The sequence below is a fragment of the Sphingomonas sp. DG1-23 genome (genome assembly GCF_030730875.1).
Taxonomy (GTDB): Bacteria; Pseudomonadota; Alphaproteobacteria; order Sphingomonadales; family Sphingomonadaceae; genus Sphingomonas.
In genome coordinates, this window is sequence record NZ_JAVAMA010000011.1 from 133,885 (window position 1) to 157,585 (window position 23,701).

The 23,701-nt window shown below is 64.0% G+C and carries 17 protein-coding genes and 1 pseudogene; 3 read left to right on the forward strand and 15 right to left on the reverse strand.

Features of this window, described 5'->3' with window-relative positions; translation table 11 throughout:
- Position 1 precedes the first annotated feature (1 nt).
- The 12 genes and pseudogenes from Q9Q95_RS17240 to Q9Q95_RS17295 all read right to left on the reverse strand — a co-directional run bounded on the left by Q9Q95_RS17240 (position 2) and on the right by Q9Q95_RS17295 (position 17,596).
- Complete coding sequence (locus Q9Q95_RS17240; protein ID WP_306098382.1) at positions 2-1,336, reverse strand: hypothetical protein; 1,335 nt, start codon at positions 1,334-1,336, stop codon at positions 2-4.
- Complete coding sequence (locus Q9Q95_RS17245) at positions 1,336-3,006, reverse strand: glycosyltransferase family 4 protein (RefSeq protein ID WP_306098383.1); 1,671 nt, start codon at positions 3,004-3,006, stop codon at positions 1,336-1,338. Before Q9Q95_RS17245 ends, Q9Q95_RS17240 begins: the two co-directional genes overlap by 1 nt.
- A 3-nt stretch (positions 3,007-3,009) precedes the next feature.
- Positions 3,010-3,765: a class I SAM-dependent methyltransferase gene (locus Q9Q95_RS17250; RefSeq protein WP_306098384.1), complete on the reverse strand. Its 756-nt coding sequence runs from the start codon at positions 3,763-3,765 to the stop codon at positions 3,010-3,012.
- 199 nt (positions 3,766-3,964) lie between these two features.
- Positions 3,965-4,111 (reverse strand): annotated as a pseudogene (locus tag Q9Q95_RS21235) (DapH/DapD/GlmU-related protein); the annotation flags it as partial.
- Between the two features lie 350 nt (positions 4,112-4,461).
- Positions 4,462-5,664, reverse strand: a complete 1,203-nt coding sequence (locus Q9Q95_RS17260; protein ID WP_306098386.1) for a hypothetical protein — start codon at positions 5,662-5,664, stop codon at positions 4,462-4,464.
- On the reverse strand, positions 5,661-7,658 hold the full coding sequence (locus Q9Q95_RS17265; protein WP_306098387.1) for an alginate lyase family protein: 1,998 nt from the start codon (positions 7,656-7,658) through the stop codon (positions 5,661-5,663). Before Q9Q95_RS17265 ends, Q9Q95_RS17260 begins: the two co-directional genes overlap by 4 nt.
- Positions 7,659-7,699: 41 nt before the next feature.
- Complete coding sequence (gene asnB / locus Q9Q95_RS17270; RefSeq protein WP_306098388.1) at positions 7,700-9,712, reverse strand: asparagine synthase (glutamine-hydrolyzing); 2,013 nt, start codon at positions 9,710-9,712, stop codon at positions 7,700-7,702.
- A 5-nt stretch (positions 9,713-9,717) separates the two neighbouring features.
- Positions 9,718-11,862: a bi-domain-containing oxidoreductase gene (locus tag Q9Q95_RS17275; protein WP_306098389.1), complete on the reverse strand. Its 2,145-nt coding sequence runs from the start codon at positions 11,860-11,862 to the stop codon at positions 9,718-9,720.
- 285 nt (positions 11,863-12,147) lie between these two features.
- Positions 12,148-14,370 (reverse strand): polysaccharide biosynthesis tyrosine autokinase, encoded by a 2,223-nt coding sequence (locus tag Q9Q95_RS17280; RefSeq protein ID WP_306098390.1) that lies wholly within the window; start codon positions 14,368-14,370, stop codon positions 12,148-12,150.
- A 41-nt stretch (positions 14,371-14,411) separates the two neighbouring features.
- Positions 14,412-15,110: a polysaccharide biosynthesis/export family protein gene (locus Q9Q95_RS17285; RefSeq protein ID WP_306098391.1), complete on the reverse strand. Its 699-nt coding sequence runs from the start codon at positions 15,108-15,110 to the stop codon at positions 14,412-14,414.
- A 71-nt stretch (positions 15,111-15,181) separates the two neighbouring features.
- Positions 15,182-16,507: an O-antigen ligase gene (locus Q9Q95_RS17290; RefSeq protein ID WP_306098392.1), complete on the reverse strand. Its 1,326-nt coding sequence runs from the start codon at positions 16,505-16,507 to the stop codon at positions 15,182-15,184.
- Between the two features lie 222 nt (positions 16,508-16,729).
- Positions 16,730-17,596: a class I SAM-dependent methyltransferase gene (locus Q9Q95_RS17295; protein ID WP_306098393.1), complete on the reverse strand. Its 867-nt coding sequence runs from the start codon at positions 17,594-17,596 to the stop codon at positions 16,730-16,732.
- A gap of 249 nt (positions 17,597-17,845) precedes the next feature.
- Between Q9Q95_RS17295 and Q9Q95_RS17300 the strand changes: the two genes are divergently transcribed.
- Positions 17,846-19,195, forward strand: coding sequence for a sugar transferase (locus Q9Q95_RS17300; protein WP_306098394.1), 1,350 nt, complete (start codon positions 17,846-17,848; stop codon positions 19,193-19,195).
- Between the two features lie 35 nt (positions 19,196-19,230).
- On the opposite strand, the gene Q9Q95_RS17305 is transcribed toward Q9Q95_RS17300, so the two are convergent.
- The 3 genes from Q9Q95_RS17305 to rpsU all read right to left on the reverse strand — a co-directional run bounded on the left by Q9Q95_RS17305 (position 19,231) and on the right by rpsU (position 21,460).
- Positions 19,231-20,436 (reverse strand): hypothetical protein, encoded by a 1,206-nt coding sequence (locus Q9Q95_RS17305; protein ID WP_306098395.1) that lies wholly within the window; start codon positions 20,434-20,436, stop codon positions 19,231-19,233.
- An 89-nt stretch (positions 20,437-20,525) separates the two neighbouring features.
- The gene (locus Q9Q95_RS17310; RefSeq protein WP_306098396.1) at positions 20,526-21,164 is read right to left on the reverse strand and encodes an FKBP-type peptidyl-prolyl cis-trans isomerase; all 639 of its coding nucleotides are present in this window, start codon (positions 21,162-21,164) and stop codon (positions 20,526-20,528) included.
- 89 nt (positions 21,165-21,253) lie between these two features.
- Complete coding sequence (gene rpsU / locus Q9Q95_RS17315) at positions 21,254-21,460, reverse strand: 30S ribosomal protein S21 (protein ID WP_019368605.1); 207 nt, start codon at positions 21,458-21,460, stop codon at positions 21,254-21,256.
- Positions 21,461-21,700: 240 nt separating this feature from the next.
- Here rpsU and Q9Q95_RS17320 point away from each other — a divergent pair, with 240 nt between their 5' ends.
- Both Q9Q95_RS17320 and Q9Q95_RS17325 read left to right on the forward strand, forming a co-directional pair.
- Positions 21,701-22,435: a response regulator gene (locus Q9Q95_RS17320; protein WP_306098397.1), complete on the forward strand. Its 735-nt coding sequence runs from the start codon at positions 21,701-21,703 to the stop codon at positions 22,433-22,435.
- Positions 22,432-23,694, forward strand: a complete 1,263-nt coding sequence (locus tag Q9Q95_RS17325) for an ATP-binding protein (RefSeq protein ID WP_306098398.1) — start codon at positions 22,432-22,434, stop codon at positions 23,692-23,694. Before Q9Q95_RS17320 ends, Q9Q95_RS17325 begins: the two co-directional genes overlap by 4 nt.
- Positions 23,695-23,701 lie beyond the last annotated feature (7 nt).

The following is a 23,701-nucleotide window of genomic DNA, read 5'->3' on the forward strand; positions in this document are numbered from 1 at the left end:
ACTAATCCCTGTTGAGCCCGCTGGTCTGGTGCATCTCGGCCGGAACCGCCTCTTCCATCATTCGGTTGACAATCAAAATGCCGATTGCCGGAAGTATGACGAACGTCACGCTGTACGCCGATGTGAACAAGGCAAATATGTCGACCTGAAATGCATAATATAATGTCGGCGCTGCGACGGATGCCCATAGGATGAGTCGCGAATTGCGGCCTCCCGAGCCGAATCCGGACAACGCCAATCTGTTGCCAAACCAGACTATCATGCCTCCGATCAATACGAGGACCGCCAATGATATCACCGGATGATATGTGAACCAGGCATCGATATAGGCCGGTTGCGGCATCGCCACGAACCGCTGCGCCGACCTCAACTCCGGAAACATGTACTCGCCGAGCTCATGCGGCAAACTGATGAATTCGGAATCCACGTTGGGTTTCTCGGAGGCCATCTGGATCAGGTAAGGCAAAGGGATCGGAAGCCGCATCAGAAACAGCTCGATCTGGCTAAGCTGATTGCCGGTAACCTTGATCGTCGAATAGAGCGTCAGAATAATCAAAACCATCGACGTGACGACGGCCACCGCCAGCGTCCTCACCTTGCCGCCGCGGGTGGCGAAATAGCAAAAGGTACAGGTCAGGAAGAACGAAAGCGTGGGCCCGATCTGAAACATGCCCAAATTCATCAGCGTCGCGAATACCGCCAGGGCGATACCGCTCACGCGCGACAGAAAGACCCATCTTCCCGGCCAGAACAAAATTACGGCGGCCAATGAGGGCAGAACGCTATAGACTATTCCACCCTGCAGAAACGTGACATTCTGAAAGACCAGCTGCCGCTGCGTGTACAGCGACGCGGCCGAGGTAATCGAAAAAAGGTCACCGAGAGCGTTTGACGCCAAGGTCGGAAGAACCGGTGCGAGTATCAGCCCGGAGCCGATCAGGATTATCAGGCTGGCGATTATGAGCGAGTCATAGCGGATCGGGGGCAAGGCTTGCGCCCTGGCGATCCGGGCCGGCAGCCCGGCCCTGCCGAATCCGGCAATGACGACCGTGGACCACGGCACGACGAGATAAGGCAGCGCCGCGAGGGCCAGAATGAGCGTGAACGACGTGCGGGTCGGCAGGAACGCGCCATTGCCGTAGAAGCGGTGCAGATACTCGATCTGGAACAGATACAGGATACCGCAGCCGAAGGTGTAGGTGGCCGTCAGCATCGCCAGGGCGAAATCGAGCGGCAGCCTGTGCCATGGCCCGAGAATCTTGCGCGCAGAGGCCCAGGAAAAGCCCGCCACGATCAATACCAGCAGAGCGATTGCGATGCGCAGGAGGAAGTCCATCACCCTTCCTGCCGGTTCAGGGATGCGAAAATGCGGTCGACATGCTCCCGCCAGGTGTAATGCGACAGCGCCTTGACGCGCGCGGCCGCGCCAACGCTTCCGCGCAAAGCAGCATCGTCCCGCAACAGGTTCAGCGCTCGCACGATCTCTTCCGACGAGCCGGGCTCCACCAATATCGCGAGCGGCTCCGATTCCGGCCGGGCGACAGATTCCGCTTGGTCGATCGTAATGCCCGGCGAGAGCACTTCCGCGATCTGCTCGAGACCGGACGCGATGATGGGTTTGCCCATCACCATATATTCGAACAGCTTGGTCGGGCTGCCGAAGAATCTGGATCCGTCGGTGGGCCGCACATGAGGCGACAGGAACAGATCCGAAGCGGCGAGATAGGCGGGCGCCTTGGCCTGCGGCACGATCCCGGTGAAGATAACCTCGCCGGCCGCGACGGCATCGGCCAGTTCGTTCCGGCACTTTTCCGCCAGCAAGCCGTCGCCGATCATCAGGAAGCGCAAACGCCTCGCGCCCTCGACCCCGGCCTGCGCGCGATAGCGGTTGATCGCGTCGGCCAGCACCTCCGCGCCGTGCCAGACACCGAACGTGCCCAGAAAGGTGCAGACGATATCCTCGTCGGTGAAACCCCATTCTGCCCGCAGCCGCGCGCGCTCCGCCTCGTAGAGCGCAGGATCGAACACTTCCGGATCGATGCAGTTCGGATAGGAGACGATCTTGTGCTCGGGTATGCCGCGTGCGCGCAGCTCATCGGCAAGGACGTCCGACACGACGACGATCCGGTGTGCGTGCCGAAAAGTCACTTCCTCTATGCGGGTTGCCAGTTTCGGCCAGGCGAGCTTGAGCCCCCAATTGCTCGCCACCCAGACTTCCGAGCCGTTATATTCGAGAATCAGCGGCACGCCAAAGCGCCGCGACAGCTGAACGCCGGCGATGTTCGCGATCGATTGCCGCTGATAGATGTAGCCGAATGCCTCACGCCGCATGAAACGGCTGCCGGTGCGCACACAATTTCGATTGAAGCGAAGGTGGTTGCTCTCGGGAGGCACGCCGTAATGCCGTATCCCCTCGATGGATTCGAAACGCACCGCGGGGTTCACCATCGCCGGAAATTCCAGTCCGAGCAGCAGGAGTTCGGAATTTCGACGGTAGAGCTCGTTCGCGATACCGGCAACATGCCCTACCGAGCCGCCCGCCTGGATGCCGAGCATGAGGTTGGTCTTGATATAGAGCCCGCGCGAATTCCGCAGGGGGCCGAACCCGCGTTGGCCGGCGCGCATCAGCCAGCGCGACTGGATCTCGGCCAGCGCACGCTTAACCTGCCCAGCAAGAGTGGCATATACGCTCCAGCCGATGCCCAGAAAGGCGCGCCATCTCGCGATTTGCGTCACCGAATCCGCTGAAAGATCGATGACCTCGATCGCGCGCGAGGGCGTCAGCGACGCCAGCATCAGCAGGATGGGGAGCAAGGTTCGCTCGGTCGGCTCCCCGACCACGACGCTGAACCGCTCGCCGCGTTGAGACCGGAGATGCCCCCACAGCCGCCGCAACGGGACTGCGCGCAGCGAATTCAAGGTGAGCGCACGATCCGGTGCGACGTAGCGGGCGAGCGTGCGCGCGAGGTCCGTCGAGAGCGGATAACAGGACAGAACGATGTTCATGGATCAGGATTGGATCTGGCTTGTGACGGGAGCGAGGAAGAAGCTGTCCCGGCGGATCGACCGGATACCCATCAATCGCCTGAAAAAGCTGCACGGTTCGTCGTCGCCGCGCCGATAATCGACCACCTTGAAGCCGGCCGCCTGAAACAATCCCCGCCAGTCTGCCGCGGTCCGGAATCGCACGCCCACGCCGAAGGTATTGGCACGCAGCGACGGAATGAAGCGCGACACCACAACGCCGATGGCGGAGAGAAACCGGCTGCTGGTGACCCACCAGATGAGCCGAGCCGAGAATCCCGCGACGACAGGGGATTCGTAGATATATTCATTGACGAAAACGCCGCGACATTTCTCTTTCCACGTCTCGACGGCGCGCATCTGAAGCGTGCGCGTCCTGGCATCGCTGGTCCCGATCAGATGATGCAGAATGAGATTGAAGGAAGCGATCTCCTCGTCGCCTTCGAATTTGGGAGCGAGCGCGTCGAACAGCTTCGCCTCCACGCCGGCGTCGCGCGATGCGGCGACCGAGGCAGGGTCGGTATCGAGCACGCGCGTGCGAACTCCATAGTCGCGGCTTATCGCGGCGGCGAAATATCCGCACCCGCCGCCGACATCCGCCACCACGCCGTCCGGCCGCTGCTTCTCGACGACGAGCTGACCGAAATCGCGCGCCTGATCGGCCACGAAATTGTCGTGATAGAATTCCGAAATCCGGTCGGCATTCAGGACGCGTTGTTCGGGCGCGTCACCGCCGGACAAGCCATTCGTCGCCTCATCCCACATCGTCTGATTCCAGTTCGATTTTCTCGCCGCCATAATAGAATTCGGTCACGCGCGGCCTGTCCGCAAGCGGAAGCAGATCGGCGCTTGCCGCGCGGCGTCGCCGCAACACTGCCTCGATCTCTTCCGGATCATAGCGCAGTCGCGTCATATGGCGCTTCAAAGCCGCGTCGTCGAATATTCGCCTGACCGCCCGGGCCGGCACGCCGGCAACGACCGTGAAAGGCGGCACGTCCTTGGTGACCACCGATCCGGCGGCGACCACGCTCCCTACGCCGACCGTCACACCCCCCAGAACGATCGCGTTCGCGCCGATCCAGCTATCGGACTCGATCGTCTGGGCCTCGAGCTTTTCCGGGTTCTGCAGCGAGGCCCGGGCAAAGCGCGCATAATAGCCCTCGATGCCGAACAGATGGTTTCCCGAGAGCAGCCGCACATAGGGTCCGATGAGCACGCGGTCGCCCAGCGTGACCAGACCGGAAACGTGCGCTCCCACGTTCAGAAAGCAATCGGCACCCGCCGAGAACGTCTCCGGCGTGACGAAATTGGAAAATCGTGGCTCGAACACGAAGTTCGGCCCGATCGAGCCCAATCGCCCGCGCCAGCGCGCTTCCCTGACGCGCCAGGTGACATTGTCGGCAAGACCGACGAATTTCGAGAAGACGCGCCAGAACATCATTGCTCCGCAGCTTCCGCCCGCGTTCCTGTCAAGGGCAAACCGACGAGCAACATCAGCAATTGGCACAGAATCCCGCCTGGCAAGGCCGCCGCGACCCAGAGCGTTCCATGTCCCCCCAACATCATGATGATCGCGGCGGCCGCGGCCACTGCGAACGCCTGCGACACGAGAAGATAGCCGAGCTGGCCGGCCCGAAGGAAAAGTCCCCCCAACGGACCGACAAAGACGCCGCCGAGGATCGCCACCGACAGGATCGCGAATTGCTGCGGCGCCGCCGGATAGGTGCCGCCGTCGATCAGCGGAATTGCCTGGGTGCCGACGATCACCGCCGCGGCGACCAGCAGCAGCGAGACGAAGAAGACCCGCTTCATCGCGGTCAGCAGACGATACCAGGAGGTCTCGGTCGAGGTCGCTATCGAAGGGAGCGACACGACGTTGACCGCCGCAGAGATCGACACGAGCAGTCCGTAATAGCGAAACGCGCTGCCGAACTGCGCATAGTCCCAATCGGAAGCATGCGGCTTGTACAGCAAGACGGGAAGCTGCCCGAACAATCCCACCAGAATGAAATAGAGGATCAGGATCAGGGAAGAGGTGCGGAGCATGCCGCCCGCGATGACGCGGATTTGCTCGCCGAGCGCCACGGAACCCTCGGCGCGCACTCTTATGAGAGCCGATGCGGCGAGGAAAGACAGCGCCTGTGCGCCGATCAGGATCGCCGCGGCGTGATCGAGTGACAGCGAGACCACCACGCACGTCAAGGACAGGAACAGAGCCGCCCGAAAGACCTCCGCCAGCGCATAGGGGCGAAAGCGGCCGATTTTCTGCAGCACGGTACGCTTGAACTCATAATCCATGGCGAGCAATGCCAGCGTCACGGTCGGGACGATGAGCCAGACACCCGCCACGTCCGAAAACGCCAGCACGCCGCCGCAGCCGAGCGCCGTCATCACCGCAGCGAGAAATCTGAATCCGCCGATGTGCATCTGCCCCTGCGCATCGAACAGATATTGGCGATTGAAGAAGCCGTTGAAGAACGAATAGGCGGCGGCGGCGATCGCGCCGAGATAGACGTAGGTGGCGAGCTCGCGCGGCGCGAGCGTGCGGATCGCGAGCAGGATCGACAGCGCAGTCATCGCCTTCGCGATCATGTCTCCCGCCAGGATGACGCGATAGCTGGCGAGCAAATTGTCCTTCACGCGAGGACGACCATGAGCGGCGTCGCGCGCGGACTGGACAGAGTGAGCCGGCGAATCGGCGCAACCACGCCATAGGTCGCGGAAACCCGGGCCTCGGCCTCGCGCAACGCCCAATCGGCATTGTCCCACGACAGCGAAAAGGTCCGCGACGGCGTCCGCAGCTCGACACGGCCGGGACCGGCTTCGATCGGCTCGACGCCCGGCGCGAGATGGAACGGGATCTCCACTGCATGCGCATCGCTTCCGACGAAGCGATGCTCGATCGAGAGGCTCGACTGCGCATGGTCGAGGAGGAAGGTCCGTCCGACCACCAGCGGGCTGGCGAGACGGCCATAGCCGTCATGCGAGCCGGAAAACCGGCTCAGCGCCTCGCCGGCCGCAAAGGCATCGACGGTCGGCCGCGCGTCGTTGCGAAGCACCCAGAGATAGTCGGGTCGGATGAAGCGATTGATTTCCTCGCCATCGATTTGCGGGGTGTTATGATAGGCGGTGCTGCGGAAATTGTTCCGCTCGCGATAATCGGCGGTGTAGAGATACGCGCCGCAGTCGGTGACGAGATGGACGCCGTCCAGCACTGCCTCAAACGACAGAATGTCGTTGTGGCCATGCCCCCCGCGCCCGCCGAGCCCGATATCTCCGCAATCGATGAACACGTGGTTCCGGTCATCGCGCAGCACGAAGAAACCGCCTTCCGCAAACGCTTCGGAACGCGCGCCCGCGGTGCGGGTGGGAGCGAGCCGTGCAGCAGCTTCCGGCCCCAGCATCCACGCGATTTCCTGACGCGGCCCGTGGAACCGCGCGATCAGCGCCGTATCGTCGAACATCAGCCCCGCGAGCCCGATCAGATAACGATGGTCGTTGATGACGTCCTGCTTGAACGGCAACGTGCGGGCGTCGTCGGCGTCGCCCCAGAGGGGAACCGATCCATCTTCACGGGAATAGGCTTCGGTGAAGCGCGCCATCGCGAGCAATCGATCGCGATAATCGTCGGCGACCGGCAGACCACATCGCATCCGATAGAGCGCAGGATAGAGAAACAGCTCCTGCACGAGGCGGTGATACGGAACCGAAGCCTCGAAATCGACGCCGTCCGGAAAGACCTGTCGTGGCAATTCCGTCGACAAGATGTCCCAGCCGAGATCCGCCCAGCGCTCGCCCTGCCCGACCTTTTCGAAAAACAGCCCGAGCGCAACCAGCCCCGCGGCGTCGGCGGTATAATGATTGCCGTTCAGGTCCGCCTTCTCGAGATGGCGCGATACGAAGTCGCCATGCTGATAAAGCATCGCAAGGAATCGCGAACGGAAGCCGGTGTCGGCCCATTCGGGGCTCTGCGCGAAGGCGAAGAAGAACCAGATCCAGCTGAAGCCGCGCAGCGCGACGTCCATCGTGCAAGCCCAGTTGACCGAATAGGCGACGGGATTCTCGTCGATCCAATGATCGAGGAGCTTGCGCACTTCCGCCGCGTACCGTTCGTCGCCCGTGAGCCGATATGCCTGCGCCAGCGGAATCATCCACTGCATGCGCGAAAGCTCCCAGGGGACTTTCACATCGTTCGGCCTGTCGAGATCGTTGTAGGCGATGTCCTTGCAGAAAGCCGGCGCGAAGCGCAGGCCGGTCTTGAAGTCGCGGTGCCAATCGATCTCGGGGCCCAGATCGACGATCCCCGAGCCGAGCATCTCGACGCGGTGCGCCATTGCCTGTTCCGCGCTCGCGATCAGCCGGTCCGTCTCGCCCGGAGCGATCGCCTCCAGCGTATCGGCCGAAACATCGAATGCAGTCGGCGCGGGACGCGCGGCAAGCGCCACCCACAACGCAGCTACCGAGGGATGCCCGGCCCGACGCGCCAATGCGCTACCCGAGAGCGACCGCGCACGTCCCGGCGCACGGTATTTCTCGAGGCGAGATACAAATTCGTGCCAGGCCCGTTCCGCCACATAGCGCGGCGGCTTGCGCAGCCCGCGGCCAATCCTCGACACCACGCCAGCGACGTCCAACCCAACCTCCGCTCGTTTTCAGCTGCGCCGTGCGCAGGACGTCAATGCGATCCGTCGACCCAATAGTCGTACCAGGCAGACAGATTGAACAGCGTCCAGATATACAGACTGTTGTCGCGCTTGCCGCTTCGATGATCGTCGAACAGCATCTTGATATAGTCGACGTCGAGGAATCCGAGCTGCATCAACGCCGAATTCTTCATGCTGTTCTGGACGAAATTGCCAAAATCTCCCGAGAGCCATTGGCTCATCGGTGCACCGAAACCCATCTTCTTCCGATAGATGATATTGTTCGGGATAATCCCTTCGACAGCCTTCTTCAGGATATATTTCGCCGTCCGTCCCTTGATCTTTTGCTCCATGGGAATGTCGAGCGAATATTCGACCAGCTTGTGATCGAGGAACGGCACGCGTGCCTCGATCGATACCGACATGCCGATCTTGTCGACGCGCATCAGCAGCAGCTCGGGGAGACGGAGCTTGAACTCGTTGTAGATCATCCGCTGGAGCACGTCGTGATCCGGGTTGGTTCGCGTAAGCTCGTCGTTGAACGACTTGATGACGTTGAAGGTATCGAGTTCGAGATAGCTATCCGGCATCAGCCCGCTGTCGATCAGCGGCCGGTAGTCGGCATTGCTCTTGACCGCCGACTTATGGACGAGCCGCGACTTGAGCGTGTCCCAGAATACCGTCGCGCCGCTCCAGAAATGCTCGCGATCGCGCGCCGCGCGATCGAGGATGTCGGCGTACATCTCGGCCTTGGGCACTGCGCGACCCAGTCGCTGCGCGACCGCCGCAGCGGCCTTGCGCGCGAAGGTCGGCGTGAACTTGCGATACGGCGACCAATAACGCTGGTAGAGGTCCAGATAGCCCATGTAGCTGGCATAGCCGCAGAACTGTTCGTCCGAGCCCTCGCCGACCTGCACCACGGTCACGCCGCTGTCCTTGGCGAGCTTCGAGACGAAATAGAGCGGGATGCAGACCCAATCGGCGATCGGCTCATCCTGCGAGTGGATCAGATCGCCGAGATAGCCCTTCATATCGGCTTCATCGATCAGGATTTCGTGGTGATTGGTCTTGAATTCCTTCGACACCTGATCGGCATATTCGAGCTCGTTGAGATGCTTGAAATCCTTGAAGCCCACCGAGAAGGTGTCGACGGGACGGTCCATCAACTCGGCCATCAGCGCGACGTTTGTCGAGGAATCGATCCCGCCGGAAAGGAACACGCCGAACGGAACGTCGGACATCATCCGCTTGCCGACCGCGTCGCGGAGCCGGCTGCGTACGCCGTCGACCAGCAGGCTTTCCTGCGCGCTGTCCGAGAGGCCCTTGAGCTCCTGATCGAGCGTCGAGAGGCCCGGCTTGGCATCCCAATAGCGGGTCGCCTTCAGCCTGCCGTCGACGCCGATTTCCGCATAATGCCCCGCCGGAAGCTTGAAGACGCCGCTGAACATGGTCAGCGGCGCGGGCGTCGTGAGGAACGACAGATAATGATACATGGCGATCGGATCGACACTCGCCTTGATCGCCGGGTGCTTGAGGATCGCCTTGATCTCGGATCCAAATACCATTTCGCCTTCCGGCATCGCGAAATAGAGCGGCTTCACGCCGATCCGGTCACGCAGAAGGAAGAGCTTTTCGAGCTTGGCGTCCCAGATCGCGAAGGCGTAATCGCCCTCGATCCGCTGCGCCAGGCCATCGATGCCCCAGGCCGAATAGCCGTGGACCAGCACCTCGGTATCCGAATGGTCGGTGACGAACTTGTAGCCCGCCGCCACCAGTTCGGCGCGCAGGGCGACATGGTTGTAGATCTCGCCATTATAGGTGAGCCACACCGACTTGTCGGCGTTGGTCATGGGCTGGTCGGCGCTCGCGCTGAGATCGATGATCGACAGCCGGCGATGGCCGAGGCCGACCCGACGATCGTCGCTGATCCAGAGTCCGCCGCCATCCGGCCCGCGATGGAGCATGGTGTCGCGCATCGCCGTCAAATGCGCGGCTTCGACCTGCCGCTTGCCGGCAAAGGCGAAAATCCCGGTGATACCACACATGTGCGTCAGCCCTGCTGGTTGAGAGTAAGTTGGCGTTCGACCTCGAAGGCCGTGCGCGAGGTTGCGAGCATGTCCGCGAGCGCGATCGGCCACGACGCGTCCTGATTGCGCAGCGACCGGCCGAGCACCTCGAGCTCCTCGAACTGCCCCTTCTGCGCGGAGGCCGAGCGCCAGCCCTTGCCGCGACCGCCGGCGATCTCGACCTGCTTGTAATCGTCGAGCGTGATCACCCGCCCGTCGCAGAAGATGTCCATCCGCTCCTTGGGATAGTCCTTCGCGCCGAGCGCCGTGTAGGTCAACGTACAGACCGAGCCGTCGGCATAAGCAAGCGTCGCAACGAAATTGTCGTTCGCCCGCCATTGCGGATCCGGCGACACGATCGGGCGTGCATGCACGTCGACCACCTCGTGCGATCCGGTCAACGCGTTGAACAGATCGTAGATGTGGCAGGCCTCGCCGAGGTTGCGGCCGCCGCCCTCGGGACCATGCACCCAATGATCGCGCGGAATGAAACCGGCGTTCATGCGATAGTTTACGATCATCGGCGTGGTCCGGCCGCGCAGCAGCTCGCGGACCGCCTGGACGCCCGGCGCGAAGCGGCGATTATAGCCGACCATCAACAGCGGGCCCGAGGGATTGTCTGCGTAGAACTTCTCGATTGCCTCGAGTTCCTCGGGATAGAGCGTCAGCGGCTTCTCGACGAAGACGTTGCGCCCCGCCCGGAGCGCCTCCAGCACGGTGCTGCCGTGGAGATTGTGCCGCGATGCCACCAGCACCAGATCGGTGTCGTCGTCGCCGAGCACTTCGGCCAGGTCGGTGGTCGAATATCTGGCGCCGAACTGATCGGCGATCGCCTTGGCATTGGCGCCGGTGCGGCTCATCACCGCGTGGAGCGCGAACGCGTCATCCTGCTGTTTCAAATTGGGCAGGTGCATCCCTTGCGCAAAGCTCGAAGCGCCCACCAGAGCTACGCGGACCTTGCCCTCCACCGGCTTGTGCCGCGGATTCTCGATCCGCCGTACGATAGCGTCGTCGCCTTCGCCATATTTCAATACCGCGACGAGCGGACGATCGGCTGAATCGAACGCCGAATAGGCCGCAGCCGCGTCGTCGACGGCAAAGGGCGCCGCCACGAGATTGTCGAGCGAAACGCGCCCGTTGGCGAGGAGACCGAGATAGGCCTCCATATTGCGGTTCTCGGTCCAGCGGACATAAGCCAACGGATAATCCTGCCCGCCCTCCTCATAGGCAGGATCGTATCGCCCGGGCCCGTAGGAGCAGGAAATGAGGAAATCGAGTTCCTTGGCGTAGAAGTCGCCGCGATTGAGGTCGAGCCCGACATCGCCGACCAGGACCACGCGCCCTTTCTTGCGCGACATCCGCATGGCCTGGCTGATGACGGTGTTGTCCGCGCCGCCCGCGGTGATGATCACGCCGTCGGCGCCGAAGCCGTTGCAGTGCCGGATCACGCGATCGACGACATCCTCGGCCCCGGCGAGCAGGCCTACGTCGAGACCGTTCGCCGTCGCCAGATCGATGCGGCTGGAATCGACGTCGATGCCGATCACCCGGCAGCCATTCGCCGACAGCATTTGCGCCGTGATCTGCCCGAGCACGCCGAGCCCGATGACCACGAAGCTCTCGCCAAGGGTCGGCGCCGCCCGGCGCACGCCCTGCATCGCGATCGCACCGAGCGTCACGGTGCAGCCGTGCTCGAACGTCAGATCCTCGGGAAGCGGAGTAGCCAGATTGACCGGAACGTCGATATATTCTGCGTGATTGGCGATGCCCGCACCGGCACACGCCACCCTGTCGCCGACGCTGAAGCCGGTGACTTCACTTCCCAGCGCGACCACGACGCCTGCCGCCGAATAGCCGGTCGCGGTTCCGGCGGCGAGCTTGCCCTGAACGCGCTTGAGCGTCCGCATGACTCCCTGTTCGCGCATCATCCCCATGACGCGCGCGACATTCTCCGGCTGCTTCAGCGCGCGCTTGTAGAGGGGTAGCGCCGACATTCGTACGCCGGCCATTTCGGTGCCGGCGGAAATGCAGCTCGCCCGCACCGAAACGAGGATGTTGCGTGCTCCCACTGTCGGCGCCGCGACATTCTCGACTTTCGCCGCGCCGCCCTGGATCAGTATCTGCTTCATCGATCTCTCTACACATGTGGGCGCGAGACCGTCCGCCGTGCTCTCGCTATCGGCGAGTGTGCCGGAACAGACATGCCCCGCATTCGAATGCTTCAGGAAGGGCCAACAATCTCCGCAAGGCCGCCAGCGAAAGACGGCGCCTGCTTGCCTCCCCGGATGACGGCTTCGCTCTTGTGACAAGCCGGCCTGGCCGCTCTTATGGGACCACGCGCTTGCAGCCGCCATTGCCACCAGATCGACCCGATCCGAAAGCTCGCGATTCGGGCAAGCTTTCGGGGCCTTTGATTATCTTGCCTGGTCTGCTTCGTCTCCGCTCTCGCCATAGCCGTAGCCGTAGCCGTAGCCATAGCCATAGCCCGATTGCCGCCGCTTCAGCTTGGTGAGGATTGCCCCGAACAGGTGCGCATGGACGGAGTTGAGCCGTTCGAGCGACATCTTCACGCCGCGAACTGCGACGCCTTCGGCCTCCACGACGAAGATGCAACCTTCCACCGCGCGCGCGAGCAGCGGCGCATCCGCCAGGCCGAGAATGGGCGGAGAGTCGACGACGACGTGATCGAAATGGCCGAGCGCCTGCTCGATGAGCGTCGACATCCGGTCACTGCTGAGCAGTTCGGCCGCGCTGGGCGGGCTCGGCCCCGCGGTCATCGCGCTGAGACCCTTGGAGGTGGTCTCGGTGACCAGCTTCTGCCAATCGGGGTCGCCGGCGAGGAAGTTGCTGAGCCCGCGCTTGTTCTCGACGCCCAGGAAGGCGTGCAGCGAGGGCGAGCGCATATCCGCGTCGACGATGAGCACGCGCTTGCCGGTACGGCCCAGCACGGTCGCGAGCGCGAAGCTGGTCGTGCTCTTGCCTTCCCCCGGACGCGTACTGGTCACCATGAATGCCTTTGGCACGCCATGATCGGTCGAGAATGCCAGATTGGAGCGTATGCTCAGATAGGCCTCGGACAGCACGGATTTCGCATCGGCCAGCGCGGCGAGCGAAGTATCGCCCTCCAGATCAGGCACGCTGCCCAGCAGCGGCGTATTGAGCAGGCGATTGACCTGGCCCGGATCGCGCAGCCCTTCGTCGATCTGCTCGAGCGCGAAGGTCGCGACACCTGCGAGGCCGATGCCCACGAGAAACGCAAGCGCGAGATTGAGCACGAGCCGGGGCGAGGACGGACGCTCGGGCACCTCGGCGTGATCGACGACCGCGATGTTGCTTGCGCCCACGCCGGCGATACCGATTTCCTTGTAGCGCTGCAGGAGCCCATCATACAGCTCACGGTTGGTGTCCGCTTCGCGCTGGTAGATATTGTATTGGATGCTGTCGCGCTGCTGCTGGTTCATCCGGCCTTTCAGCGCCTCGACCTGCTGCGTCAGCGCATTCTCGCGCGCAACCGCTCCGGCATATTCGGATCCCCGGCTCTGCTGAACCCGCGACACTTCGCTGGCGATGCTCCGGTCCAGCGTGCGGATCTGCTCTTCCAGTGCGCGCGCCGCCGGATAGCCCGGCTCGTACTGCACCATCAGCTTTGAATATTCGGCAGCGATCTCGGCGCGCTTCTGGCGCAGCGAAGCGATCGCCAGATTGCCGAGCGCTTCCGAAGTGGCGCCGCCGCCTCCGGTGTTCTTCGCGCGGCTCTCGACCAGCACGCGCTCCGCCGTTGCCTTGGTGAGCGCGTCGTTCAGCGCCTCGAGGTCGTTCGAAACCAGCGTGCGATTGACTTCGGTCTTGCCGCTGGGATCCTTCGATTGCCCGAGCGCGATGATGCCCTTGTTCGTCGCATAATTGACGAGTTCGCGCTCGGAGGCTTCGAGCCGGGTCCGCAGGGCCCCCAGCCTGGTCTCCAGATATTTGCGCGCGTCGGCCGTCGCCGCAAACCGCCGATCGGCGCTCGCCGCGACGAACTGCTGCGTCCAGGCATTGGCGATCTGCGCCGACAGCGCCGGCGACGCCGAGGTGTAGTTGATGTCGACCAGCGCGGAGCCGCGGATCGGCGTGATCGCCACGCTGCGCAGCAGCAGGTCTACGGCCGCCTTTTCCCGCCGTTCGCTCTCTTGCCGGGTCAACGGCCCGTCGGGCGTCGAGAAGAAGAAGGAAGAGCCCGTCGGCTCCACACCATGCGCTTCGAAAAATGCGCGATTGGAGGCCAGCTTCAGCGTCCGCGCGACGCGTTCCGCCAGCGAGCGGGCGGACAGCAACGAATATTGGGTCTGATAGAATTCCAGGTCGCGACCGACGTCGGAGGATTCGAGACCCTCGACATTGGTGACCTTCTTCTGCTCGCGACTAATCTCGATTCGCGAGGTGGCCGTATATTGCGGCGTCATCAACATGGTTGCCACGAGGCCGGCCGCCACAACGGACAGCACGATGCCGATGATGACCCACTTCCAGCGAAGGATCACCTGCCAATATTGAAGCAGCAGCGGCGGCGCCATGCCCTGCGCGCCGGCCGGGGCGGCCTCCGCGAGACCGCCCCCTCCCGCCGCATTAGTAGGATTAAAGCTGGATTTGAGCATGTCGTCCGTCTTTTGAAATTTCTCTACTCAAGTGAATGCAATCAGTTCTGGAGCGCGATCACCAACGGCGTGGTGAGCAATGGAACCAGCTGAATGATATCCTTGAACAGCCGCTTTGCACTCGAATCCCCGACAACCACGATGTCCCCGGCAAAGATTTCGGGGTCGTCATAATAGCCTCGGCGAATAGCGTTCAGATTGTACAATGCTGCCAGTTTCTGGCCACGCACGGTACGAAAAACGACCACGTCGTCCAGCTTGGCGAATTCGCCCAGCCCCTTCGCCACCGCCACGGACTGAATCAACGTCATCTTGCCGATGACGGGGTAGCGGCCAGGCTCCTTGACCTGCCCGTCGACCGTAACGACCTGGCTGACCGTCTCTTTCAGGTTTACGGTCACTTGCGGATCGCGAATGTGACTGGCGCGGAGACGGGTCCGCAAGATCTCGCCGATCTCGAAAGGAGTCTTGCCGCCGGCCTCGACCATGCCGGCGAACGGGAAGGATATCCGCCCACCGGCGTCGACCTGAACCTCGCGCTCGCTCAGTTCCTCGATCCCGAAGACATCGACGACGAGCTTGTCGAAGGGCCCGACGACATAGGGACGACCGACCGGCACCATATCGCTTGGTTCCGGGGGCGGCATCTGATTCCCGGGAGCCATCGTGACCGACGAGGTCGCTCCCGGCGCCCCGGGGCGCATTTTCGAGGCGCCGTTACTGCAGGCGACGATCGCCATGCAGGGCATCAGCGCAACCAAAAGTCTAATCATCACCACCCCATCACACGTGCCGTTAGAAGAGCCAAGCCCTAACTACCAGCGTTATTTTTCGATGAATCGCCGGCCTTTCCGGGCTTTGCGAAGAGCAGCACCGCCGCGATTATACTCAACGAGGCCAGAGACGGAACACGCAGGGGGTAATCCGCCAGGCTACTCAAGATCAGCAGCAGCAAGATCACCGAAGACATGCGCGCGAGATCGCGGGTGCGCGACCTCGCCGGCTGGCGCCAGACCGCAAACGAACGAACCCCGCACACCAGCACCGCCGCCACTGCGAGGCCGATCGCAGGCAACCCACCCGTCAAAAGCGTCTCGAGCCAGTCATTGTGGGCATGGTTGAGATAACGCGTCGCAAGCAAGCCGTCCTGTTCATAGATCTGGTAGACTTCCGCGAACGAACCGACACCTGATCCGAAAGGGAAATATTTCCACGAGAGATCGAGAATCGGACCCCATACGCGAAAGCGCAAATCGCCGTTCTGGCCTGCGGAAAGGAGGCGCTGCAGCGCCTCGGCCCGCGAGAAGAGCACGGTAACCAAGGCGAGCGCGGCTCCGCCTGCGATCACGAGCAGAGGAAGTCTGGCGACCTTGCGACGCGAGCCGCCGGCGCTCTTTGCCGGCGCGCGAAAGAGCAAGAAGACCGAAGCCAGGCCGATCGCACCGACGACCAGACCCGCGCGTGAGCCCGTCACGAGCATCAGCGGCACCATCACGGTCCCGACGATCAGCGTGGACGCCCGCAGGAACCGCGCTCGCTGCTCCGTACCGGTCGCGTGCGAGGCCAGCACCGCCAGCATCGGAAACAGGGTAGCGAGAAAAATCGCCGCGTGATTCCGGTTCGAGAAAAGGCCGACGGCCGAGCCATGGTTGGTGATGCGATAGAAATATAGCGGCCCTTGCTGCGGCCCGACCACCTGGAGCAGGCCGAGAAAGCCCGAAATGAGTCCCAGCACGACGAGAAGCGGCAGCAGGCGCTGCCTTTCCTCGGGCGAGAGCTGGATCGCCAGCAAAAGCGTCGCCGCCGGTACGAACAGGGCCGCGAGCGCATTGAACGTGGCGTCCGGCACCATCGTTATGGGGCGCCAGACCCCGTCCAGGCCAAGCGCCGCGTCGATCTCGACGACGACGTCGTGCCCGCCGAGGTGCCGCCACAATCCCGGCGGTAGCGGCACGAGCTGGATCGCCACGATCGCGATTGCCGCGCCAACGAGGATCAGGAGCGCGCGATAATCGCGCAGATTCTGCCGGCTCAGCGTGAACAGGGCACCCACACCCACAAGCACGGCAATCGGCCTGAGAATCGCCAGAGACTGGATGTCGGATCGCGCCCCCCCGCCCAGAAAGAAGGTCAGCACGAGAAAGGCGCCAAGCACCCAGAAGCGAAACGAGGGCCGCGCTGATCGAGAGGAGATTACCACGGCGCCCTTTTACTTACGGTGAGTTGGGCTTGAGAATGCGCTCAAGCTCCGCTTCTGCCGGGTGCATAGCCGCATTGGATTGTCAGTCAATGCGTCGGGCCGGGCGCATTCGCGACAGACACGCTGCCCCGCCGCGAACCATCGCCCTCCCCCGCGAGCCTAGGTGGATGCAGTAGCGAGCGGCTTGTGGCCCTCGATCATCAGAAAGAGGCCGGCATTCGGAAACATTCGCTTCAGCAGACGCCGGGGCCACAACTTCCGCGCCAACCCGAGCGCCATTCCCGAATGTCGCTGACCGGCGCCGCTTTCGAGCAGGTCGCCATGCGTCAGCACCGACCAGATCCGCAGATCGGACGCCCCTGCGAACAATGCAGCGGCTTGCGCCTTGGTGTAGGCCTTCGTTCCCGGACTCTCGAGATAGCGCGAATAGATAGTATCGAGACTCATCCAGGGCCGCCCCGTGCCCAGCGCGTAACGTAGCCACAGCATGGCGCCGATCAGGCTGTAGCGCTGATAGATCATCACCGCGAACCTGCCGCCCGGACGCAACACCCGCAGGATCTCCCTGGCCGCCCGGGGGGTATCGGGGGAATGATGGATCACGCCCCACGAATAGACCATGTCGAAACTATTGTCGGGGAACACGAGATTCTCGGCGTCTCCGACAGCAAGGCTTGATTGGAGGCCGAACAGGCGCAGGCGTTCGCGGGTATGCTCGATCGCCCGGGACGTCAGATCGACGCCAGTCAGCCGCGCGCCGGCGGCGGCGAAGCCCTGATGATCGGCGCCCAGACCGACTCCGATCTCGAGGACGTCCTTCCCGCTGGTTTGTTCGAAACGCGCAAAGCCGGGAATATAGGGCTCGAGCCGGTAGCGCTCGCTCGCCTGCCTGCGATAGCCTTCGACGTCCGGCGACTCCAGCAACAAGGCCTCGCCGCAGGAAGCGTCGTTCCAGAAATCATGAAGCGCCTGCTTTTCCGGCGGGCGGGCTGCAGATTGCGTCGATGTATCGAAGCTCTCCTCCACCGGAAGCCCCCTTTCTTCTAGTGCGGTTGGCGGACCTATGGCGGCGAGACATTCAAAATCAAGCGATTAGTATCCAGGATCATCGGGACCCGTAGCCGTGTCGACGCGTTGCCAGGCCGGTGCAAAGGGTCTAGTGACGGCGCGAGACGCGCGGGCGGGCCTGAAGCGCGCCGGCGTATATAGACGCGAGGCAGTTTCTTCGATGCTTTTACTTGCCCTGTCGGTATCCGCCGCCAGAACGCGACTTGCGTGCGCGACCGGGCTGACCCGCATCTGGCGGAGTCAGATTCGGTGCTGACCGCCGCGCTCGCCACACCACAAGGCGTAGTCGGGGCAAGAAGCATCTGGTCGGGCGCCGCGCTCCAGCTTGCCGGCGTCGTCCTGTTCGCGGTGCTGTTTCCGTTGTGCCTGAGCGCGTTCCTGCTCTCGGACTTCACGTTGCGCGCGCCGACGCCCTGGACCCTCGCCGTGGCCGGCGCAGCCGGCTTTACGGGCGCCATTCTGTTCCGGAGCATCGGCCGTTACCCGGGAATCGCTTCCAGCTCCTATGTTTTTCCCTGCATTTTGCCGCCTTACGCACTCGCCGCCTTGTATCTGCTGTTGGCGCGGCAGGAATATAGCCGGCTGATCTTCGTCAGCAGCGGCGCATTCTCCCTCATCTGGTTCTACGCGGTCTTCTTCATGCAGCAGCGCGTGCGCCAGATGCGCATCGCGCTGGTGCCCTTCGGAACCGTCGAAGGTCTCGAGACGATCCCGGGCATTTCGTGGCACGTGATGAAGTCGTCGGAATTGACCGGCGCCACTTCGCAAGGTTTCTGGCCGGACGCAGTAGCGGCGGACCTCCGCGCCGACATTCCGAACGAATGGGACAGGGCGCTGGCCGATTTCGTGCTGGCCGGGATCCCGGTGTACGACGTCAAGCAACTGCTCGAATCCCTGACCGGGCGCGTCGAGATCAAGCACCTCTCCGAGAACAGCTTCGGCTCGCTGGCACCCCTTTCCCCCTATCTGCGGCTGCGTTCGGTCGTCGACAAGATCATCGCGCTCGCGGCGATCGTCTGCCTGACTCCGCTTCTGCTGGTGGTCGCAGTGCTCGTCCGGATCGACTCGCCCGGCCCGGCGCTGTTCCGCCAGGAGCGCGTGGGCTATCGCGGCATCGTCTTCGAGGTCATCAAGTTCCGCACCATGCGGCTAGCCAGCGACAGCGGCGATTCGCAGATCGAAACGGCGATAACCAAGCCCGGCGATCGCCGCATCACGCGCCTTGGCCAGCTTCTACGCCGCAGCCGGATCGACGAATTGCCGCAGATCATCAACATCCTGCGCGGCGAAATGAGCTGGATCGGACCGCGCCCCGAAGCCGTGGTGCTTTCGCGCTGGTACGAGCAGGAAATCCCCTTCTACCGCTATCGCCACATCGTTCCGCCGGGCATCACCGGCTGGGCGCAGGTGCGACTGGGCCATGTCGCGCAGATCAACGAAGTGCAGGAGAAGCTCCATTACGACTTCTACTACATCAAGCACTTCTCGCTCTGGCTGGACTTCCTGATCACGCTGAAGACGCTGAAGACGATGTTCACGGGGTTCGGCGCGCGGTGAGCGATATGCGGACGGGCGGCGAAGCCTGTCCGCTGTCAGCGAAGCCGAATATCGTCGATCCAGGTGCCGACATGAGCACCGGAGACCTGCACCGACAAACGCTGCCAGGCACATCCCGCCGGAACCGTGTAGCTACCGCGAACGGTCCGGACTGCGCTGGCCGATGGCGTCACATCGATCAATTGATCGGCGGATTCGCCCACTGCGCACCGCATCGCGAACAGCAGGTGCGAGTCTTCGCCGTCTCCTGTCGCGCCGACGACCGCGCTTAGCTGATGGGCTCCGGGCGCAAGCTTGAGCAACTGGCTGACGACGACCGTGCGAACACCGCCATCGGCATCGATCCACAGGACATTGCCTTCCCGCCCCGCCGGCGCCGGACCCCGTTGGGAACGAACGTTCCCATCTTCCGCCAGCTCCCAATCGAACGGCGGAAGCGCCGGGTCCCGCTCGAATCCGCCGTCCCCGACGCTATCGGGCGCCTTCGCATTGCCTCGCGCCATGCCGGCATAGAGCCGACTGGCCTCGTCGAACGCCTGCACTGCGACGAGCCGCGCGATTGCCGTCTTCACCAATGCGCGGTCTTCGCCCGGCCCCGGCTTCAACGCGATCCGCGCGATCTGCGCAGCGGCGCGCGGATCGGTGGACTCGCCGATGAGCGCGCCCATCATCGGCTGCCACCACGGACGCCCGCGATTGCGCAGCATGAACTTGCCGATCTCCGGCGTCAGCGCCGGATCGGCGGCCGCACCGACGAGAACCGGATATAGCAATTGCAAGGCGGACCGGGACGTCGTCAATGCGATTTCATAATGATCGAGCGTCCGTCGCACGTCGCCCGCCGCGCTGTAATGTTCGATGTACCAGATCTGGGTGAGCAGATCGCGCCGCGACAATCGCTGTGCCAGCCCGATCAGCCGGGCCGCACGATCACCGTTGCCGACGGCGGATTCGGCGAGCGCCGCGGTGCGCAGCGTCGATGCGGACAAATCGCCGCGCCGGATCGCCGCGGCGGCAATCGCCCGTGCCCGGCGAGACGCGGTCGGATCCTCGGTTCGCATCAGCACCGCTGCGCCTTGCGTCCCGAGACTGGCGGCGTTCCACGGCGCGACCTTGCGGGCGAATTCGGGAGCGGAGGCACGCGCCGAACGCGACAGCGCATCCGCGCTGCTCCACCCTGCAAGCGCCAGCGCCAGAACGGCGCCGGTGCCGTACAACAAAGGAGACGGGATGGCTGGCACGCTGGATGGCCTAACGAGTTATTGTCTGGGATCGACAGTGCCCGCGGGGACCCGACAGGGCGGACGAGGCGCGCGCGCGACCGGGCAAGCTATCGACCCGGCCCACCTTGCGGCGGCGGACCGCCTGCGCCCGGAGCCCCGCCGGGAGCGCCACCCTGTTGCTGCTGCATCATCTGCTGCATCATCATCTGCTGGACGACCGCGGCGGGGAGGATGCGCTCGGGGCTGACGGTGAACACCAGCATCGCATCGGCCGGCACGCGCTCGGGATCGGGACTCTGCACGCCCGGCGCGCCATATGCGAGATTGGCAGGGATCCAGAGGCGGTACTTGCCGCCCTTCTGCATCAGCTTCAGGCCTTCGAGAAAGCCCGGGATCGCGCTGCCCTGCTGGACCGGGAACGGCACCGGACGGTCGCTCTTGTCGAAGACATTGCCGTCGCGGAAACGCCCTTCGTAATTGGCGACGACGTAATCGCCCTCACCCGCCGTGGGGCCCTCGCCAGGCTCGAGCACCTGGTACTGGAGACCCGAAGCGGTGGTCTGGACGCCCGAACGGGTCTTGTTCCAGGCGAGATATTCCGCGTCGGTGCCCTTGGCGGCGACCTGCTCGCGCGTCCCGAGCCAGGCAAGGCCGGCCGCAAACGCAATCGCCAGCAGCACGCCGATCCACAGCCAGACCTTATAGGCCCGCTTGACGGGCTGCAGCGGAACGGCGGTCACGGACATCGAGTCATCCCCAAATCGGCGTTCCGCCGCTCAACTTTCACGATTTTCACGCGAATCGTGAAAGAAAACTGCGCCGGAGCGCAGGATTCTTACCGTGCGCTGTCGCGCTCGACGCGCTTGCGCTCAAGCTTGCGTGCGCGGCGGACCGCGGCGGCGCGCTCGCGCGCGCGCTTCTCGCTGGGCTTCTCATAATGACGGCGGAGCTTCATCTCGCGATAGACGCCCTCACGCTGCAGCTTCTTCTTGAGCGCGCGCAGCGCCTGGTCGACGTTATTGTCGCGAACGATGATTTGCATAAGGCCGTACAGCTCCGATCTCGATACAATAGAATAGGGTTCGCCGGAGCACAGGCCGCGGCGTTATCGGGGCCACCTATCAGCGTGAATCCGATTTTTCAAGGTCCGAGGCGGCATGCGGACGAGAATCTGGGATTGACCGCGCCACCCGACTGTGACCTCGAGGCAACAGTGCGGCCACATTACACCGCGTTGCAGCGCTGCAACGCGGCCGATAGGTTCGCCTGCCATTCGACACGCATGCAGTTAGCCTACGCCCTGGACCTCGAGACCCGCCTCCTCATCGTCGACGACGATCCCGGAATCCGCGAACTGACCGCGGGCTTCCTGTCGCAGCACGGCTATGTCGTCGACACCGCCGCGGGCGGCGCGGAAATGCGCGAGGCGATGGCGGCGCATGACTATGCGCTTGTCGTGCTCGACCTGATGATGCCCGGCGAGGACGGACTGACCATCCTCCGCTCGCTCGATCGCGAGACCGGGCCGGCGGTGATCCTCCATTCGGTGATCGGCGAGGATGTCGACCGGATCGTCGGGCTCGAGATGGGTGCCGACGATTACGTCGCCAAGCCGGCCAATCCGCGCGAATTGCTCGCGCGGATCCGATCCGTGCTCCGGCGCAGCGGCAGCGGCGAGCGCGCCACGGCGAAAATGCCCGAGCGCAGCTTCCTGCGCTTCGCCGGCTGGCGGCTCGATCCGGTGGCGCGCCAACTCTACGATCCCGAGAATGTGATCATCAATCTGTCGGACGGCGAGTTCCGATTGCTGCTCGCTCTGGTCGAGCGGCCGCGACGCGTGCTGACCCGCGACATGCTGCTCGATCTCTCGCGCGGGCCCATGGCCGAGCATTTCGATCGGGCGATCGACGTGCAGATGAGCCGGCTCCGCAAGAAGCTCGCCCGGCCCGGCCGCGAGGAGCTGATCCGCACGATCCGCAACGAAGGCTATATGTTCGTCGCCGAAGTTTCGGCGTGAGGCGCGCGCGTTCGATCACCGTCCCGATCCTGCTGCTGGTGATCGCCGCGGCACTGATTGCGACGACGGTGCAGTTCACCTCGATGTTCAGCGGCCCGCCGCCCTGGTTTCGGCCGACGCCGATCGCGCGCGTGGCGGAAGCGCTTCGCACCGGCGCGGTTCCCGACAATAGCCGCGGGATCGAAGTCAGGCGGATCCGCGAGGACCGGTTCGGCCGCAGCGAGGAGCAGCCCTCCCCCGAGCGCGACGCGGCGATCGCTGCACTGATCCCGGCGCCCGCCGGAAACGTGCAGGGGCTCTACGAATTTCCACCGCACGATCCCGACAGCGACATCCGCGGCAGCTTCACGATCGGGCTGCGCGACGGCGACGGCTGGACCATCGTCTCGACCGCGCCGCCGCCCACCTTCACGAGCTGGCATTTCCGGCGGCTGGCGGGGATGCTGATCACGCTGGCGGTGCTGTCGGTGCTCGCCTGGTATGTCGCGGGGCGGATCTCGCGGCCGATCCGCGAGCTCGCTCATGCGGCGACGCGTGCCCGGCTCGGCGCACGGCCGGCGATCCCGCGCGGCGGCCCGAGGGAAGTGCGCGAGCTCGCCGAGGCAGTCGAGGCGATGCAGGATCGCATCCTCCAGCAGGCCGAGGGGCGCACCGCGATGCTCGCGGCGATCGCGCACGATCTCGGCACCCCGCTCTCGCGGATCGCTTTCTGGGTCGAGCAGCTCCCGGAGGCGGCACGCGACCGCGCCGCCGCCGATATCGACGAGATGCGCGCGATGCTGGGCGCGGTGCTGCGCTTCACCCGCGACGATCGCAGCCGCGAGCAGCATGCGCGGCTCGACCTCGGCAGCCTGATCGAGAGCCTGGGCGACGATCTCGCCGCGGCGGGCACGCCGGTCGAGGTCGATCTCGGGCCGCGGGTGATCATCGAGGGCGATCCGGTGGCGCTGCGCCGGCTATTCACCAACCTGGTCGAGAATGCCGTCCGCTATGGCGACCGGGCGCGGTTGTGCTGGACGGTTTCTGCCGGACGGGCCGAAGTGCTGGTCGAGGACGAGGGCCCGGGCTTCCCCGGCCGCGCCGAGGCGCTGTTCGCGCCGTTCGTGCGCGGCGAAGCCTCGCGCAACCGGGCGACCGGGGGCACCGGACTGGGGCTGGCGATCGTCCGCTCGATCGCCGAGGCGCATGGCGGCGAGGTGCTGCTGGAGAACCGCGCGGCCGGGGGCGGACGGGTGCGGGTGCGGCTGCCGGCGGAGTGATCAGATC

What these genes read in the sequence shown, in the direction of transcription:
- Q9Q95_RS17240 (WP_306098382.1), bottom strand. Translation starts at nt 1,336, where the DNA reads ATGGACTTCCTCCTGCGCATCGCAATCGCTCTGCTGGTATTGATCGTG.
- Q9Q95_RS17245 (WP_306098383.1), bottom strand. Translation starts at nt 3,006, where the DNA reads ATGAACATCGTTCTGTCCTGTTATCCGCTCTCGACGGACCTCGCGCGC.
- asnB (WP_306098388.1), bottom strand. Translation starts at nt 9,712, where the DNA reads ATGTGTGGTATCACCGGGATTTTCGCCTTTGCCGGCAAGCGGCAGGTC.
- Q9Q95_RS17275 (WP_306098389.1), bottom strand. Translation starts at nt 11,862, where the DNA reads ATGAAGCAGATACTGATCCAGGGCGGCGCGGCGAAAGTCGAGAATGTC.
- Q9Q95_RS17280 (WP_306098390.1), bottom strand. Translation starts at nt 14,370, where the DNA reads ATGCTCAAATCCAGCTTTAATCCTACTAATGCGGCGGGAGGGGGCGGT.
- Q9Q95_RS17285 (WP_306098391.1), bottom strand. Translation starts at nt 15,110, where the DNA reads ATGGCGATCGTCGCCTGCAGTAACGGCGCCTCGAAAATGCGCCCCGGG.
- Q9Q95_RS17310 (WP_306098396.1), bottom strand. Translation starts at nt 21,164, where the DNA reads ATGTCCGTGACCGCCGTTCCGCTGCAGCCCGTCAAGCGGGCCTATAAG.
- rpsU (WP_019368605.1), bottom strand. Translation starts at nt 21,460, where the DNA reads ATGCAAATCATCGTTCGCGACAATAACGTCGACCAGGCGCTGCGCGCG.
- Q9Q95_RS17320 (WP_306098397.1), top strand. Translation starts at nt 21,701, where the DNA reads ATGCAGTTAGCCTACGCCCTGGACCTCGAGACCCGCCTCCTCATCGTC.